The organism is Modestobacter sp. SYSU DS0904 (assembly GCF_054051115.1).
In genome coordinates this window covers 150,160-164,791 of sequence record NZ_JBJHAQ010000004.1, presented here as the reverse complement: position 1 = coordinate 164,791, position 14,632 = coordinate 150,160, and the positions used below count along the sequence as shown (strand labels likewise).

General features: G+C 74.9%; 13 protein-coding genes and 1 pseudogene. 6 read left to right on the top strand and 8 right to left on the bottom strand.

What is annotated here, in order from left to right; translation table 11 throughout:
* Positions 1-266 precede the first annotated feature (266 nt).
* On the top strand, positions 267-1,871 hold the full coding sequence (locus ACI79U_RS04380; protein WP_457065553.1) for a methyl-accepting chemotaxis protein: 1,605 nt from the start codon (positions 267-269) through the stop codon (positions 1,869-1,871).
* Between the two features lie 76 nt (positions 1,872-1,947).
* On the opposite strand, the gene ACI79U_RS04375 is transcribed toward ACI79U_RS04380, so the two are convergent.
* The 4 genes from ACI79U_RS04375 to ACI79U_RS04360 form a co-directional block, all read right to left on the bottom strand.
* Positions 1,948-2,784 carry an ABC transporter ATP-binding protein gene (locus tag ACI79U_RS04375; RefSeq protein WP_457065555.1) on the bottom strand — a complete coding sequence of 279 codons (837 nt, stop codon included), beginning with the start codon at positions 2,782-2,784 and terminating at the stop codon, positions 1,948-1,950.
* Positions 2,781-3,872 carry a FecCD family ABC transporter permease gene (locus tag ACI79U_RS04370; protein WP_457065557.1) on the bottom strand — a complete coding sequence of 364 codons (1,092 nt, stop codon included), beginning with the start codon at positions 3,870-3,872 and terminating at the stop codon, positions 2,781-2,783. The genes ACI79U_RS04375 and ACI79U_RS04370 overlap by 4 nt, the downstream gene beginning before the upstream one ends.
* Positions 3,869-4,936 (bottom strand): FecCD family ABC transporter permease, encoded by a 1,068-nt coding sequence (locus ACI79U_RS04365; protein WP_457065559.1) that lies wholly within the window; start codon positions 4,934-4,936, stop codon positions 3,869-3,871. The genes ACI79U_RS04370 and ACI79U_RS04365 overlap by 4 nt, the downstream gene beginning before the upstream one ends.
* A gap of 204 nt (positions 4,937-5,140) precedes the next feature.
* Positions 5,141-5,731, bottom strand: a complete 591-nt coding sequence (locus ACI79U_RS04360; protein WP_457065561.1) for a TetR/AcrR family transcriptional regulator — start codon at positions 5,729-5,731, stop codon at positions 5,141-5,143.
* A gap of 125 nt (positions 5,732-5,856) precedes the next feature.
* On the opposite strand from ACI79U_RS04360, the gene ACI79U_RS04355 reads away from it, so the two are divergent.
* Complete coding sequence (locus ACI79U_RS04355; protein ID WP_457065563.1) at positions 5,857-7,029, top strand: acyl-CoA dehydrogenase family protein; 1,173 nt, start codon at positions 5,857-5,859, stop codon at positions 7,027-7,029.
* 84 nt (positions 7,030-7,113) lie between these two features.
* A complete protein-coding gene (locus ACI79U_RS04350; protein ID WP_457065565.1) occupies positions 7,114-7,383 on the top strand; it encodes a DUF2277 domain-containing protein in 270 nt (89 codons plus the stop codon).
* Between the two features lie 101 nt (positions 7,384-7,484).
* Here the strand turns inward: ACI79U_RS04350 and ilvA are convergent, their stop codons facing one another.
* From ilvA to ACI79U_RS04335, 3 genes are read right to left on the bottom strand one after another with little or no spacing between them, the layout of a single operon-like run.
* Positions 7,485-8,759: a threonine ammonia-lyase IlvA gene (ilvA, locus tag ACI79U_RS04345; RefSeq protein WP_457065567.1), complete on the bottom strand. Its 1,275-nt coding sequence runs from the start codon at positions 8,757-8,759 to the stop codon at positions 7,485-7,487.
* 38 nt (positions 8,760-8,797) lie between these two features.
* Positions 8,798-9,010 (bottom strand): hypothetical protein, encoded by a 213-nt coding sequence (locus ACI79U_RS04340; protein ID WP_457065569.1) that lies wholly within the window; start codon positions 9,008-9,010, stop codon positions 8,798-8,800.
* The gene (locus tag ACI79U_RS04335; protein WP_457065571.1) at positions 9,010-9,282 is read right to left on the bottom strand and encodes a DUF4190 domain-containing protein; all 273 of its coding nucleotides are present in this window, start codon (positions 9,280-9,282) and stop codon (positions 9,010-9,012) included. The genes ACI79U_RS04340 and ACI79U_RS04335 overlap by 1 nt, the downstream gene beginning before the upstream one ends.
* 301 nt (positions 9,283-9,583) lie before the next feature.
* Here ACI79U_RS04335 and ACI79U_RS04330 point away from each other — a divergent pair.
* Both ACI79U_RS04330 and ACI79U_RS04325 read left to right on the top strand, forming a co-directional pair.
* Positions 9,584-9,835, top strand: a pseudogene (locus tag ACI79U_RS04330) (response regulator); the annotation flags it as partial.
* A gap of 191 nt (positions 9,836-10,026) precedes the next feature.
* Positions 10,027-10,197, top strand: coding sequence for a response regulator transcription factor (locus ACI79U_RS04325; protein ID WP_457065573.1), 171 nt, complete (start codon positions 10,027-10,029; stop codon positions 10,195-10,197).
* A 4-nt stretch (positions 10,198-10,201) separates the two neighbouring features.
* On the opposite strand, the gene ACI79U_RS04320 is transcribed toward ACI79U_RS04325, so the two are convergent.
* Positions 10,202-11,104, bottom strand: coding sequence for an SDR family NAD(P)-dependent oxidoreductase (locus ACI79U_RS04320; RefSeq protein WP_457065575.1), 903 nt, complete (start codon positions 11,102-11,104; stop codon positions 10,202-10,204).
* Positions 11,105-11,252: 148 nt separating this feature from the next.
* Between ACI79U_RS04320 and ACI79U_RS04315 the strand changes: the two genes are divergently transcribed.
* Positions 11,253-14,627, top strand: coding sequence for a pyruvate carboxylase (locus tag ACI79U_RS04315; protein ID WP_457065577.1), 3,375 nt, complete (start codon positions 11,253-11,255; stop codon positions 14,625-14,627).
* Positions 14,628-14,632 lie beyond the last annotated feature (5 nt).

Below are 14,632 nucleotides of genomic sequence, written 5' to 3'. Positions count from 1 at the left end.
TCGCCACCTGGCGAGCGGGCCGTCGTCGTCTCCGGGAGGGCTCGGCGTGCGGCCCCCAGCTGCTGGGCCGCACGCGTGGGGCGGGCGGGGCCGGTGTGGTCGCCAGGACCAGGTCGGGACCTCCGTCCCCTCCAGTTCTGCGCGACGGTGCCGATGGGAACGGTGGAACCGAGAACGCGCGGTTCCTGAATAACGGACGACCGGGTGCCGGAAGCCCGCGTCGGTCCGGAGACAGGCAGTTCCCCCCTGGTCAGTTGGAGTCCCCGATGGCAGCGACCCGCACCGCGCCCTCCCCCGGCCGAGCCGGGTGGTTCGCCGACCTCCGGCTGGCCACGCGGTTCGGTGTCCTGCTCGGCGTGGTCGCCGTGGCGTTCGCCGCCCTGCTGACCACCACCCTGGTCGCCCACGGCACCGTCCGGGACCAGAGCCGCACCGAGGCGGCGTTCTCCGACGCGCAGGCGCTGGTCCTGCAGCTGGACACCCGGGCCAGTGAGCTCAAGGTGGACGCGCTCAAGGCGCTGGTGAGCGAGAACCCGCGGGAGCAGCTCGCAGACCTGGCCGACGACACGGCCACGACCGAGGAGCTGATCGCCGCGCTGGTGGCGATCCCGCTCACCGGGCCGATCACCGCGGACATCGCCGAACTGGACGCCACCTTCGCCGAGTACACCGGTGCGATCGGCACCTTCATCCAGGGTGCGGTGACCGACCAGGCCGGGATGCGGCTGCGCTACGACGAGGTGCAGCAGGCCAACGACCTCTCCGACGCCGCGGTCAGCGCCCTCAAGGACGACTTGGCCGCGCTGGCCGCCGAGGCCCGGACCCACCTGGACTCCGCGATCTCCACCGCCGACAGGATCGCCGTCCTCGCTGCCATCGCCGGCACCGCGCTGGTCGCCGGCATCTGCCTGCTGCTGCAGCGGTCCATCGCCCGCCCCCTGGGCCGCGTCCGGACGGCGCTGGAGGCGATGGCCGCCGGCGACCTCACCCGCTCGGCCGAGGTGACCGCGCGGGACGAGGTCGGCCAGATGGCCGCGGCGCTGGACACCGCCCAGGCGCACCTGCGCGGGGTGATCGGCTCGGTCGTCGCCTCGGCCGACGCGGTGGCGGCGTCGTCGGAGGAGTTGAGCGCGTCGTCGGCGCAGATCTCGGCGTCGGCGGAGGAGACCTCGGCGCAGTCCGGGGTGGTGTCCTCGGCGGCGGAGGAGGTGTCGCGGAACGTGGGCACGGTGGCGGCCGGCGCGGAGGAGATGGGCGCGTCGATCCGGGAGATCAGCCAGAACGCGAACGAGGCGGCGCGGGTCGCGGCGCAGGCGGTGACCGAGGCGCAGTCGACGACGGTGACGATCGAGCAGCTGGGGGCGAGCTCTCAGGAGATCGGTGCGGTGGTCAAGACCATCACGTCCATCGCGGAGCAGACGAACCTGCTGGCGCTGAACGCCACGATCGAGGCCGCCCGGGCCGGCGAGGCCGGGAAGGGTTTCGCGGTGGTGGCGAACGAGGTGAAGGAGCTGGCCCAGGAGACCGCCCGGGCGACGGAGGACATCGCGCGGCGGGTGGAGGCGATCCAGGGCGACACCTCGGGAGCGGTCGCGGCGATCGGGCGGATCAGTGAGGTGATCGGGTCGATCAACGACTTCCAGCTGACCATCGCCAGCGCGGTGGAGGAGCAGACGGCGACGACGAACGAGATGTCGCGGTCGGTGCAGGAGGCCGCGGGCGGGTCGACGGAGATCGCGGCGAACATCACCGGGGTGTCGTCGGCTGCGGCGTCGACCACGCAGGCGCTGGGTCAGACCCGGCAGGCGGTCGACGAGCTGTCCCGGATGGCGGCCGAGCTGCGCACCGCCGTCGGCGCCTTCACGTTCTAGGAGGACCCCGCTGCCCCCCCACCACTCGCAGGCTCGTGGCGGGCCCCTGCAGCGGGGCCGTTCCAGCACGTCACCTTCATCGCAGGCGGCGGACCGGCACCACCATCGGGGTGCCGGTGACCGGGTCGGGCACGACCCGGGCCTCCAGCTCGAACACGTCGGCGAGCAGCTGCTCGGTGAGCACCTCCGCCGGCGTGCCGGAGGCGACCAGCACGCCGTCCTTCATCGCCACCAGCCGCTGCGCGTAGCGCGCCGCGAGGTTCAGGTCGTGCAGCACGACGACCACGGTCCGGCCGCGCTCGGCGTGCAGTCGGCCGACCAGCTCCAGCACGTCGACCTGGTGGGCCAGGTCGAGGTAGGTGGTCGGCTCGTCGAGCAGCAGCAGGTCGGTGCCCTGGGCCAGCGCCATGGAGATCCAGGCCCGCTGCCGCTGCCCGCCCGACAGCGCGTCGACCGGGGAGTCGGCCAGCTCGGCCATGTCGGTCCAGCGCAGCGCCTCGGCCACCACCGCCTCGTCGTCCGACGACCACTGACGCAACCAGCTCTGGTGCGGGTGCCGGCCGCGCGCCACCAGGTCGGCGACGGTGAGCCCCTCGGGGGCCAGCGGCGTCTGCGGCAGCAGGCCGAGCACCTTGGCCACCTCGCGGGTCGGGGTGGCCGTGATGGCCCGGCCGTCGAGCAGCACGGTGCCCCCGGTGGGGCGCAGCAGCCGGCCCAGCGCCTTGAGCAGGGTCGACTTGCCGCAGCCGTTCGGGCCGACGATCGCGGTGAACGAGCCGTCGGCGAGCTCGAGGTCGAGCGCGTCGACGACCACCTTCTCGCCGTAGGCCAGCCGGACGCCGTCGGCGGTGAGCCGCACCGGGGGCGCGTCGGGGCGGGAGGTGTCGCGTGCCAGCGTGGGTGAGGCAGTCACAGGGTCGATCGCCGCCTTCCGCGGACGAGGAGCCAGAGCAGGTACGGGGCGCCGACCACGGCGGTCACCACCCCGACGGGGAACGAGTCGGGCAGCACGGTGCGGGCCACCAGGTCGCTGCTGATCAGCAGCAGTGCACCGAGCAGGCCCGAGGCGAGCACCGGGGGGCGTGATCCGCCGGCGAGCCGGAGGGCGACCTGCGGCACGACCAGCGCGACGAAGTTGATCGGCCCGGCGGCGGCGACGGCGAACGCGGCCAGCGCCACGGCGACCAGCACGACGACGCCCTGCGTGCGGGCCACCCGCACGCCGAGCGCCCGGGCGGTGTCGTCGCCGAACTGGAGCACGCCGAGCACCCGGCTCAGCGCGAGCGCGGCGGGCAGCAGCACCACCAGCGCCAGCGCCAGCGGCACGGCCTGGTCCCAGCCCCGCCCGTTCAGCGAGCCGGTGAGCCACACGTTGGCGGCCGCGGCGTCGTTGATGTCGCTGCGGGTGAGCAGGTAGGCGATCAGCGCCTGGGCGAAGGCGGCCAGGCCGATGCCGACCAGCACCAGCCGGTAGCCGTCGATGCCGTTGCGCCAGGCCAGGCCGAAGATCAGCCCGGCGGTGAGCAGACCGCTGGCCAGCGCCGCGGCGGGCAGCCCGACCGCGGCCAGCAGCCCGCTCGCGCCGGTGACCCCGCCGAGCACGATCACCCCGACGGCGCCGACCGCCGCCCCACCGGTCACGCCGAGGATGTCCGGGCTGGCGAGCGGGTTGCGGGCGAAGGTCTGGAAGAGCGCGCCGGAGATCCCCAGCGCCAGCCCGACCAGCAGGCCGACGACGACCCGGGGCGCGCGCAGCTCCAGCACGATGAACCGCTGGGTGTCGTCCCCGGCGCCGACGAGGGTGCCCAGCACCTCCGGGACGCTGATCGGGTAGTCGCCGCGGCCCAGGTTGAGCGCGCTGACGACGACCAGCGCCAGCAGCACCGCCAGCGGGACGAGGAGCTGCCGGGGCCGGTAGACCGCGGAGAAGGGCCCGATCCGCACGGCCCGCCGGCTGCTGGGCAACCGCGCGGGGGTGCGCGTGGGCGCGGCGAGGCTCACAGCGCCGCCAGCTTCCGGCGGCGGACGAGGGCGATGAAGAACGGTGCGCCGACCACGGCGAGCACGATGCCCACCTGCAGTTCACCGGGGCGGGCCACGATCCGGCCCAGCACGTCGGCGAGCAGGAGGAAGACCACGCCCAGCAGCGCGGAGTACGGCACCAGCCAGCGGTGGTCGGGCCCGGTGACCGCGCGGGCGACGTGCGGCACGACCAGCCCGACGAAGACGATCGGCCCGCAGGCGGCGGTGGCGGCCCCGGCGAGCAGGGTGATCGACGCCAGCCCGACGCTGCGGGCCAGCCAGATTCGGGTGCCCAGCCCGCGGGCGACGTCCTCGCCGAGCCCGAGCAGGTTCAGCACCGGCGCGTTCAGCAGGGCGAGCACCAGGCCGACGACGATGAAGGGGGCGACCTGCGCGGCCACCGTGGCGTCGCGCCCGGCCAGGGCCCCGACCACCCAGAAGCGGTAGGCGTCCAGGGTGGTGGTCTCGCGGATGGTGATCGCCTGGATCAGCGCGTAGAGCAGCGCGGTCAGCGCGGCGCCGGCCAGCGCCAGGGTCACCGGCGTCGATCCGCCCGGGCCGGCGGAGCCGATCGCGTAGACGGTGACGCTGCCCAGCAGCGCGCCGACCAGGGCGAACCAGACGTAGCCGCCCGGCGTGCTGATGCCCAGCAGCCAGATGGAGAGCACGACCGCGAACGAGGCACCCGCGGTCACCCCGAGCAGCCCCGGGTCGCCCAGCGGGTTGCGGGTGTGGCCCTGCATGAGCGCGCCGGATACGCCCAGGGCGGCCCCGGCGAGCACGCCCAGCAGGGTCCGCGGCACCCGGAGCTCCCGGATGATCAGCGCCTCGTCGCCCGGGGTGGCGGCGTCGGTCAGCGCCTGCCAGACGGTGCCCAGCCCGATCGACCGGGTGCCGACGGTGATGCTGAGGAAGCAGGCCGCCAGCGCCAGGGCGAGCAGGAGCCAGAGCCCGAGCGTGCGGGTGAACGCCCCGCGCAGCAGCCCGCGGCGGGGCTCCTCGGCCGTCGGCTGCGGAGCTGCGGTGGCCGTGCGCTGCGCCACGGGCTGCTCCTGGGGGGACGAGAGGACGGGCCGGCGTCCCGGCCAGGGAAAGGAAGGCTCACCTTACCCACCGGTCGGGCCAGGTGACAGCTCGGCGGGGTGGGCGATCGGACGGCGGCGTGGGCGATCGGACGGCGCGAGTCCGACGATGGCGCACTCGTCGGTGATCGCCGCCCGCCTGGCCGGGGCCCGGACCCGCCGCGGTCAGCGTGGGGCGATGCCGGTGACGACGAGGTCGGCGAGCTCGCGGTAGGCGGCGGCGTCGTCGAGGCCGGTCGCGGCGCGGACGTCGCCCCGGTGGATCGCGGCCATGACCTGCGCGACCGCCGTCCCGACGAACGAGGCGTGCACCGGGCGGATGGTGCCCGCGGCGACCCCGTCGGCGACCAGGTGCTGCACCCGGGCGGCGGCCTTGCGGGTGTTGTGCTGGTAGATCTCCCGCGCCGGGGCGAACGCGGCCAGGTCGGCGAAGAACGCGGGGGAGGCCGGCTGCAGCTGCGCGGCGACGGCGAGCAGGTAGGCGCTGATCCGCTCGCGGTGGTCGCCCGGCTCGGCGACCCGCTGCTCGACCGCCGTCGTCGCGCGCTGGAAGAACCGCTTCACCCCGGCCACCACCAGCTGCTCCTTGCTCGCCGCGATGCCGTACAGCGTGCTCTTCGAGCAGTGCAGCCGGCGGGCGAGCTCGTCGAGGGTGAACGCCGCGAACCCGTCGGCCAGCATCAGCCCGACCAGCTGGTCGAGCAGCTCCTCGCGCCGGGCGGTGGCGCGCGGGCTGCGGGTGCCCAGCGACGTCATGGCGCCTCCCTCCGGGGTGTCGGAGAGTAGCAACGACGTTGACTTGAGTACTCCGACCAGTACTGCCTACCGTCTGCCAGTACTAGTCGCGGGGTGTCGACGCCCCGCCGTCCGGAGGTCTGGCCGTGCCCGTCGCCCGTCTCGTGCCCACCCAGGAGGCCGCGGACCTGCTCGACCTGACCCGGGAGCTGGCCCGCGCGGAGCTCGCTCCCCGGGCCGCCGCGGCCGAGGCCGACGAGCAGTTCCCGCGCGAGGTCTTCCGCACCCTCGGCCGGGCCGGGCTGCTCGGGTTGCCCTACCCCGAGGAGCTCGGTGGCGGCGGGCAGCCCCACGAGGTGTACCTGCAGGTGCTCGAGGAGATCGCCGCCGCGTGGGCCAGCGTCGGCGTCGGGGTGAGCGTGCACGGGCTGTCCTGCTTCGGGCTGGCCACCCGGGGCACCCCCGCGCAGCAGCGCTGGCTTCCCGAGCTGCTCGGCGGCGAACTCCTCGGCGCGTACTGCCTCTCCGAGCCGCACGCCGGCTCCGACCCGGCGGCGATGCGCACCCGGGCCGAGCGGGACGGCGACTCGTACGTCCTCACCGGGGAGAAGGCCTGGACCACCCACGGCGGGCACGCGGACTTCTACACGGTGATGGCCCGCACCTCCGACGACGGCGCCCGCGGCATCTCCTGCTTCCTCGTGCCCGCCGACAGCGCGGGGCTGTCCGCCGACCCGGCCGAGCGCAAGATGGGGCTGACCGGCTCGACCACGGCGACCATGCGGTTCGACGGCGTGCGGATCGGCGCCGACCGCCGGCTGGGCGAGGAGGGCGAGGGGCTCTCGATCGCCCTCGCCGGGCTGGACGCCGGCCGGCTGGGCATCGCCGCCGTCGCCACCGGCCTGGCCCAGGGCGCGCTGGACGACGCGGTCGCCTACGCCCGGGAGCGCGAGACCTTCGGCAAGCCGATCATCGAGCACCAGGGGCTGGGCTTCCTGCTCGCCGACATGGCCGCCGCCGTGGAGACCGCCCGGGCGACCTACCTGGCCGCGGCCCGGCTGCGCGACGCCGGTCAGCCCTACGGGCGGCAGGCCTCGATCGCCAAGCTGGTGGCCACCGACAACGCGATGAAGGTGACCACCGACGCCGTCCAGGTGCTGGGTGGGTACGGCTACACCCGCGACTTCCCGGTGGAGCGGTACATGCGCGAGGCCAAGGTCATGCAGATCTTCGAGGGCACCAACCAGATCCAGCGGCTGGTGATCAGCCGGGCGCTGGCCCGCGGCGGCCCCGACCGCACCACCACCGTCGTCGCCTGACCCCGCCCCTCTTCGCCAAAGTGGCCACTTCGGCGAAAGCGCCGAAGTGGCCACTTCGGCGACAGGGGGTCCTAGGGTGCGGGCATGTGCCGGAACATCCACGTCTTGCACAACCTGGAGCCCGCCACCACCTCCGACGAGGTGCGCGCCGCGGCGCTGCAGTACGTGCGCAAGGTCAGCGGGTCGACCAAGCCGTCGCAGGCGAACCAGGCGGCGTTCGACCGGGCGGTCGCCGAGATCGCGCACGCCACCGAGCACCTGCTCGCCGACCTGGTCACCACCGCGCCACCCAAGGACCGCGAGGTGCTCGCCGCGCAGGCCCGCGAGCGCGCCGCCGCCCGCTACGGCCGCTGAGGGTCGTCTCCCGGGCGGGTTGACCCGCACCAACCGGGGTCGAGCCGCGCCAGGGCATGGCTCAACGCCACCTCAGCCGGCTCAACCCGGGCGAGCGGGGCTCAGAACGAGGGGCCGGAGACCAGGTACCGGTAGGCGGTCGTGCCCGGCTGCAGGTGCTGGATGGTCAGCGGTCCGGCCTCGATCCGGGCCAGCAGCGGGGCCAGACCCTCGGGGCTGCCCAGCTCGATGCCGGTGAGCGCCGCCCCGGTGTCCCGGTTGTCGCGCTTGACGTACTCGAACCGCACGATGTCGTCGTCCGGGCCGAGCACCTCGTCGAGGAAGCGGCGCAGCGCCCCGGGCTCCTGCGGGAACTCCACCAGGAACCAGTGCTTGAGCCCCTGGTGCACCAGGGAGCGCTCGACGATCTCGGCGTACCGGCTGACGTCGTTGTTGCCGCCGGAGAGCAGGCAGACGACGGTCTGCCCCGGCTCGACCCGGACGGCGCCCCCGGTCAGCGCGGCGGTGGCCAGCGCCCCCGCGGGCTCGGCGATCACCCCGTCGACCTGGTAGAGCTCGAGCATCTCGGTGCAGATCCGGCCCTCCGGGACGGCGACCAGCTCCGCGCCGCTGTCGCGCACCAGCGGGTAGGTGACCGCGCCGGCCCGGCGTACCGCGGCACCGTCGACGAAGGTGTCGATCTCGGCGAGCTCCACGGGTGAGCCGGCGGCCAGCGCCGCGGCCATGCTCGCCGCGCCGGTCGGCTCCACACCGACCAGCCGGGTGCCCGGGCTGTGCTCGCGCAGCCAGGTGCCGCAGCCGGCCAGCAAGCCGCCGCCACCGACCGGCAGGACGACGACGTCCGGGGCGCCGCCGAGCTGGTCGAGCACCTCCACGGCCACCGTCGCCTGCCCGACCACGGTGGTGACCGCGTCGAAGGCCGGCACCAGGGTGGCCCCGGTCATCTGCGCGGAGGCCGCAGCCGCGGCGGCCGCGTCGTCGTAGGTGTCGCCGGTGACCACCAGCTCCACCATGTCCCCGCCGAGGGCGGCGATCCGCTGGCGCTTCTGCCGGGGCGTCGTCCCGGGCACGAACACCCGGCCCCGGACGCCGAGCACCCGGCAGGCGTAGGCCATGCCCTGCCCGTGGTTGCCGGCGCTGGCGCAGACCGCCCCGGCGGCGCGGCCGGCGGCGTCGAGCTGGCTGATCGTGTTGTAGGCGCCGCGCACCTTGTAGGAGCGGCCGACCTGCAGGTCCTCCCGCTTCACCCACACCTCGGCGCCGGTCAGCTCGGACAGGCGGGCGTTGCGCTGCAGCGGGGTCCGCTCGGCGACCCCGGCGAGCCGCCGGACGGCGTCGGAGACCTCCGCGGAGAACGAAGTGCGGATGGCGGTCACCGGCCCATCCTCCCCGACGCCCCTCCCCCCACGGGTGGTCAGTACCGGTCGCCGGGCCCCGCGTCGCCGTGCGGGTCCACGACCGCAGCTGCGCACTCGCCGGGCGCCGGGCGGCCGGGGGTGCTGCGCAGCCGGTCCGGGCGGCGGCGCCGGGGTCGGTGGCCGAGGGGCTGGTGCCGCCGGTGCCGGGCCTCCTCCGCGAGCTGGCGGGCGGCCAGGAAGCTGGCCGCCTCCGGGTCGAACCAGGTCATCAGGAGCCGGCGCCGAAGGCGGCCCACAGGATGAGCGCCGAGTACCCCGCCACCTGCAGCAGCGAGAGGACCATCCCGGCGAGGGCGAGCCCACGGCCGCGGGTGCCGTCCCGGCGGGTGTTGCGCAGGCCCAGGGCGCTGAAGACGATGCCGAGGGGGAAGAACAGGAAGCCGAAGACCAGGCCGAGGATCGCCATGGCGTCGGTCGGCACGGCGCCGCGGGGTACGCGCTCCGGGTCGAGGTGGACGGTGGCCAGCTGGGTGTCGGTCATGGCAGCAACCCTGTCCGGCGCCGGGGGGTGCGGGCATCGCCCGGAGGTCTGCGCCGGTCCCGACGAAAGTCGCAGGTCCGCGGCCCGGTCCTCCGCCCGTCGGGGGACGTCGCGGAGCCCGGTGATCACTACGCTCGGCACCCGTGGAGACGAGCGGCGGGTCAGCGGTCGCTGCCTCGGGTGGCCGGCGCTGGCCCTGGGCTCGGACGCGCGACGTGGTCTTCGTGGCGATCGGCATCCTGCATGAGCGAGCCGGTTGGCCGAACCCGTACGCCTGCTGCTGATCGACGACGACGCCCTGGTGCGCGCGGGCCTGCGGGCGGTGCTGGCCAGCGCACCGGACCTGCGCGTGGTCGGGGAGGCGGGGGACGGCGCGGAGGCCGTCGACGCCGTGCTGCGGTACCGGCCCGACGTCGTGCTGATGGACGTGCGGATGCCGCGGATGGACGGGCTGGCCGCCACCGCCGCGGTCACCGCCCGCCCGGACGCCCCGCGGGTGCTGGTGCTGACCACCTTCGACCTGGACGAGCACGTCTTCGGGGCGCTGCAGGCCGGGGCGAGCGGCTTCCTGCTCAAGGACACCCCACCGCGGGAGCTGGTGCAGGCGGTCCGGGTGGTGGCCGCGGGGGAGGCCATGCTCTCCCCGACCGCCACCCGGCGGCTGATCACCCGCTACACCGACACCGGGGCCGATGCCCGCCGGCAGGACGCGCTGACGCGGATCGCGGCCCTGACCGACCGGGAGTGCGAGGTGCTGCTGGCCGTGGGCCGGGGCTGTCCAACGCCGAGATCGGCTCGGAGCTCTTCCTCAGCGAGGCCACCGTCAAGTCGCACATCTCGCGGGTGTTCACCAAGCTCGGGACGGCCAACCGGGTGCAGGTGGCGATCCTGGCCCACGTCGCCGGGCTGGTCTGATCGGTCAGATCCCGATGAAGGGACCGCGGGTGGCCTCCTTCTCCGGCACCGGGGCGAAGACGTTGCCGGTGGTCGCCGCCACGGAGTCCCGGGCGTGGCCGAACACCTTCAGCAGCGGCCCGACCAGCGCGTCGTACACCGGTGGCAGCAACCGGAACCCGGCGATGATCAGCGGGTTCGCGAAGCCGGCCTGCTTGAGCCGCCGCGGCCGGTCCAGCATGGCGACGACGGCGCGGGCGACCCGCTCGGGGGTGTAGACCGGCGGCGGCGGGTGTCCGGTGTGGCCCAGCACGGTGGCCGCCTGCGCGTAGATCGGCGTCGTCGTCCCGCCGGGGGCGACGGCGGAGACGTGCACGTCGGGCAGGTCGCGCAGCTCCTGCTGCAGGGTGCGGATCAGGCCCAGCTGGCCCCACTTGGCGGTGATGTAGGCACCCATCGTGGGGGTGGTCACCGAGGCCAGCAGCGAGCTGACGACGACGAGCGACCCGCGCCGCTGGGCGCGGAACTGCGGCAGCACGGCGCGGAAGATGTGGAAGGTGCCGTGGACGGCGGTGTCGACGACGCGCTCGAACACGTCCGGGTCCAGCTCCTCGATCTTCCCGTAGGCCATCACGGTGGCGGAGTGGACGACGACGTCCAGCCGGCCGAACGAGCCGACGGCCCGGTCGACGGCGGCCTGCACCGCGGCCCGGTCGAGGACGTCGCCCGGGCAGACCTCGACCGCGTCGGCCCCGGCCGCCCGGCACTCGGTCGCCGCCCTCTCCAGGCTCTCCCGGCTCCGGGAGACCAGCACCAGTGCGGCGCCGCGCGCGGCGAACCGCACCGCTGACGCGCGGCCGATCCCGGAGGAGGCGCCGAAGACGAGGACGACCTCGCGGGTCCGGTCTGCTGTCTGCTCGGCGGTCACGCTCCTATCGCTACCCGGAGCCGGCGAGGACACGCCTGTTGTGCACGACCGGTTCTCCGGGTGAGCCACGGGTCACCGGACGCCGCTACGGTCGGGCGCCAGGAGGGGGGCCGGCGCCGGTCGCCCCCGAGCCGAGAGGACGCCGCCCGTGTTCGAGAAGGTCCTGGTCGCCAACCGCGGGGAGATCGCGGTCCGCGCCTTCCGTGCCGCCTACGAGCTGGGCGCCGGGACGGTCGCGGTCTTCCCGCACGAGGACCGCAACTCCGTGCACCGGCTCAAGGCCGACGAGAGCTACCAGATCGGCGAGCCCGGCCACCCGGTGCGCGCCTACCTCGACGTCGGGGAGATCGTCCGGGCCGCCCAGCGCGCCGGGGCCGACGCCGTCTACCCCGGCTACGGGTTCCTGTCGGAGAACCCGGAGCTCGCCGAGGCCTGCGCGCGGGCGGGGATCACCTTCGTCGGGCCGAGCGCCGCCGTGCTGGAGCTGACCGGGGACAAGTCGCGGGCGATCGCCGCGGCCCGGGAGGCCGGCCTGCCGGTGCTGGCCGGCACCGAGCCCGGGACCGACGTCGACGCGCTGATCGCCGCCGCCGAGCAGTTCGACGGGCCGGTCTTCGTCAAGGCCGTCGCCGGCGGGGGCGGGCGGGGCATGCGGCGGGTCGACGACCGGGCCCAGCTGCGCGGGTCGATCGAGGCGGCGATGCGGGAGGCGGAGTCGGCGTTCGGCGACGCCACCGTCTTCCTCGAGCAGGCCGTCGTCGACCCGCGGCACATCGAGGTGCAGATCCTCGCCGACGGGGCCGGCAACGTGATCCACCTGTTCGAGCGGGACTGCTCGGTGCAGCGCCGGCACCAGAAGGTGGTCGAGCTCGCCCCGGCGCCCAACCTCGACCCGGAGCTGCGCGAGCGGATCTGCGCCGACGCCGTCGCCTTCGCCCGGCACATCGGCTACTCCTGCGCCGGCACCGTGGAGTTCCTCCTCGACGCGCAGGGCCGGCACGTGTTCATCGAGATGAACCCGCGGATCCAGGTCGAGCACACGGTCACCGAGGAGGTCACCGACGTCGACCTGGTGCAGAGCCAGCTGCGGATCGCGGCGGGGGCGACGCTGGCCGACCTGGGGTTGTCCCAGGACACGGTGCAGCTGCGGGGCGCGGCGCTGCAGTGCCGGATCACCACCGAGGACCCGGCGAACGGCTTCCGCCCGGACACCGGGCGGATCACCGCCTACCGCTCACCCGGCGGCGCCGGGGTGCGGCTGGACGGCGGGGCCTCCCTCGGCGCGGAGGTGGGCGCCCACTTCGACTCGATGCTGGTCAAGCTCACCTGCCGCGGCCGCACCTGGGACATCGCGGTGGCCCGGGCCCGCCGGGCGGTCGCCGAGTTCCGGATCCGCGGGGTGTCGACGAACATCCCGTTCCTGCAGGCGGTCCTCGACGACCCGGACTTCGCCGCGGGCCGGGTGACGACGTCGTTCATCGAGGAGCGCCCGGAGCTGCTCACCGCCCGCAGCTCCGCCGACCGCGGCACCAAGATCCTCAGCTACCTGGCCGACGTGACCGTCAACCAGCCCAACGGCGAGCGGCCGCACCTGGTCGACCCGGTGGAGAAGCTGCCCCGGGTCGACCTGGGCCTGCACCCCCTCGACGGCTCCCGCGACCGGCTGCGGGAGCTGGGGCCGGAGCGGTTCGCCGCCGACCTGCGGGCGCAGAAGGCCCTGGCGGTCACCGACACCACCTTCCGCGACGCCCACCAGTCGCTGCTGGCCACCCGGGTGCGCACCAAGGACCTGGTCGCCGTCGCCGGGCACCAGGCGCGGCTGCTGCCGCAGCTGTGGTCGATCGAGGCCTGGGGCGGGGCCACCTACGACGTCGCGCTGCGCTTCCTGCACGAGGACCCCTGGGAGCGGCTGGCCGCACTCCGCGAGGCGGTGCCCAACGTCTGCCTGCAGATGCTGCTGCGCGGCCGCAACACGGTGGGCTACACCCCCTACCCGGAGCAGGTGACGACGGCGTTCGTGGCCGAGGCCGCCCGCACCGGCATCGACGTGTTCCGGGTGTTCGACGCGCTCAACGACGTCGGCCAGATGCGCCCGGCGATCGACGCCGTCCGGGAGGCCGGGACGGCGGTCGCCGAGGTGGCGCTCTGCTACACCGGCGACCTCTCCGACCCGGCCGAGCCGCTGTACACCCTCGACTACTACCTGCGCCTGGCCGAGCAGATCGTCGGGGCCGGGGCGCACGTGCTGGCGATCAAGGACATGGCCGGCCTGCTCCGGCCGCCGGCCGCGGCGACGCTGGTGCGCGCGTTGCGCGAGCGGTTCGACCTGCCGGTGCACCTGCACACCCACGACACCCCCGGCGGGCAGCTGGCCACGCTGCTGGCGGCCTGGCAGGCCGGTGTGGACGCGGTGGACGGCGCCAGCGCGGCGCTGGCCGGGACGACGTCGCAGCCCGCGCTGTCGGCCATCGTCGCGGCGACCGACCACACCGAGCGGGCCACCGGACTGGACATCACCGCGGTCAACGACCTGGAGCCCTACTGGGAGGCGGTCCGCCGGGTGTACGCGCCGTTCGAGTCCGGGCTGCCGGCGCCGACCGGGCGCGTCTACACCCACGAGATCCCCGGCGGGCAGCTGTCCAACCTGCGCCAGCAGGCGATCGCACTGGGGCTGGGCCAGCGGTTCGAGGAGGTGGAGGCGATGTACGCCGCCGCCGACCGGCTGCTCGGTCACCTGGTCAAGGTCACCCCGAGCTCCAAGGTGGTCGGTGACCTGGCGCTGCAGCTGGTCGGGGCCGGGGTTGACGTCGCGGAGTTCGCCGCCGAGCCGGGCCGGTTCGACCTGCCCGACTCGGTGGTCGGCTTCCTCCGCGGCGAGCTGGGTGACCCGCCCGGCGGCTGGCCCGAGCCGTTCCGCACCAGGGCGCTGGAGGGGCGGCGGGCCGCCGCGCCGCCGGCCGAGCTCTCCGACGACGACCTGGACGGCCTGGCGAAGGAGCCCCGGCGCACGCTGAACCGGCTGCTGTTCCCCGGCCCGACGGCGGAGTTCGAGGCGCACACGGACTCCTACGGCGACGTCTCGGTGCTGCCCAGCAAGGAGTTCCTCTACGGGCTGCGGTCCGGCGTCGAGCACTCGGTCGACCTCGAGCCGGGCGTCCGGCTGCTGATCGGCATCGAGGCGGTCTCCGACGCCGACGAGCGCGGCATGCGCACGGTCATGTGCACGCTCAACGGCCAGCTGCGGCCGGTCAGCGTCCGGGACCGGTCCGTCACGTCCGAGGTGCAGCCCACCGAGAAGGCCGACCGCACCGACCCCGGCCAGGTCGCCGCGCCGTTCGCCGGCGTGGTCACCCTGCAGGTCGGCGAGGGGGACGCGGTCGAGGCAGGGGCGGCGATCGCCACCATCGAGGCGATGAAGATGGAGGCCGCGATCACCGCGCCGCGCGCCGGGACCGTGCGGCGGGTGGCGATCAGCGCCGTCCAGCAGGTGGAGGGCGGTGACCTGCTGGTCGTCCTCGGCTGAGCCTG

Excerpts from the sequence above, each read along its gene's own strand:
- ACI79U_RS04380 (WP_457065553.1), top strand. The coding sequence starts at position 267 with ATGGCAGCGACCCGCACCGCGCCCTCCCCCGGCCGAGCCGGGTGGTTC.
- ACI79U_RS04360 (WP_457065561.1), bottom strand. The coding sequence starts at position 5,731 with ATGACGTCGCTGGGCACCCGCAGCCCGCGCGCCACCGCCCGGCGCGAG.
- ACI79U_RS04350 (WP_457065565.1), top strand. The coding sequence starts at position 7,114 with ATGTGCCGGAACATCCACGTCTTGCACAACCTGGAGCCCGCCACCACC.
- ACI79U_RS04340 (WP_457065569.1), bottom strand. The coding sequence starts at position 9,010 with ATGACCTGGTTCGACCCGGAGGCGGCCAGCTTCCTGGCCGCCCGCCAG.
- ACI79U_RS04335 (WP_457065571.1), bottom strand. The coding sequence starts at position 9,282 with ATGACCGACACCCAGCTGGCCACCGTCCACCTCGACCCGGAGCGCGTA.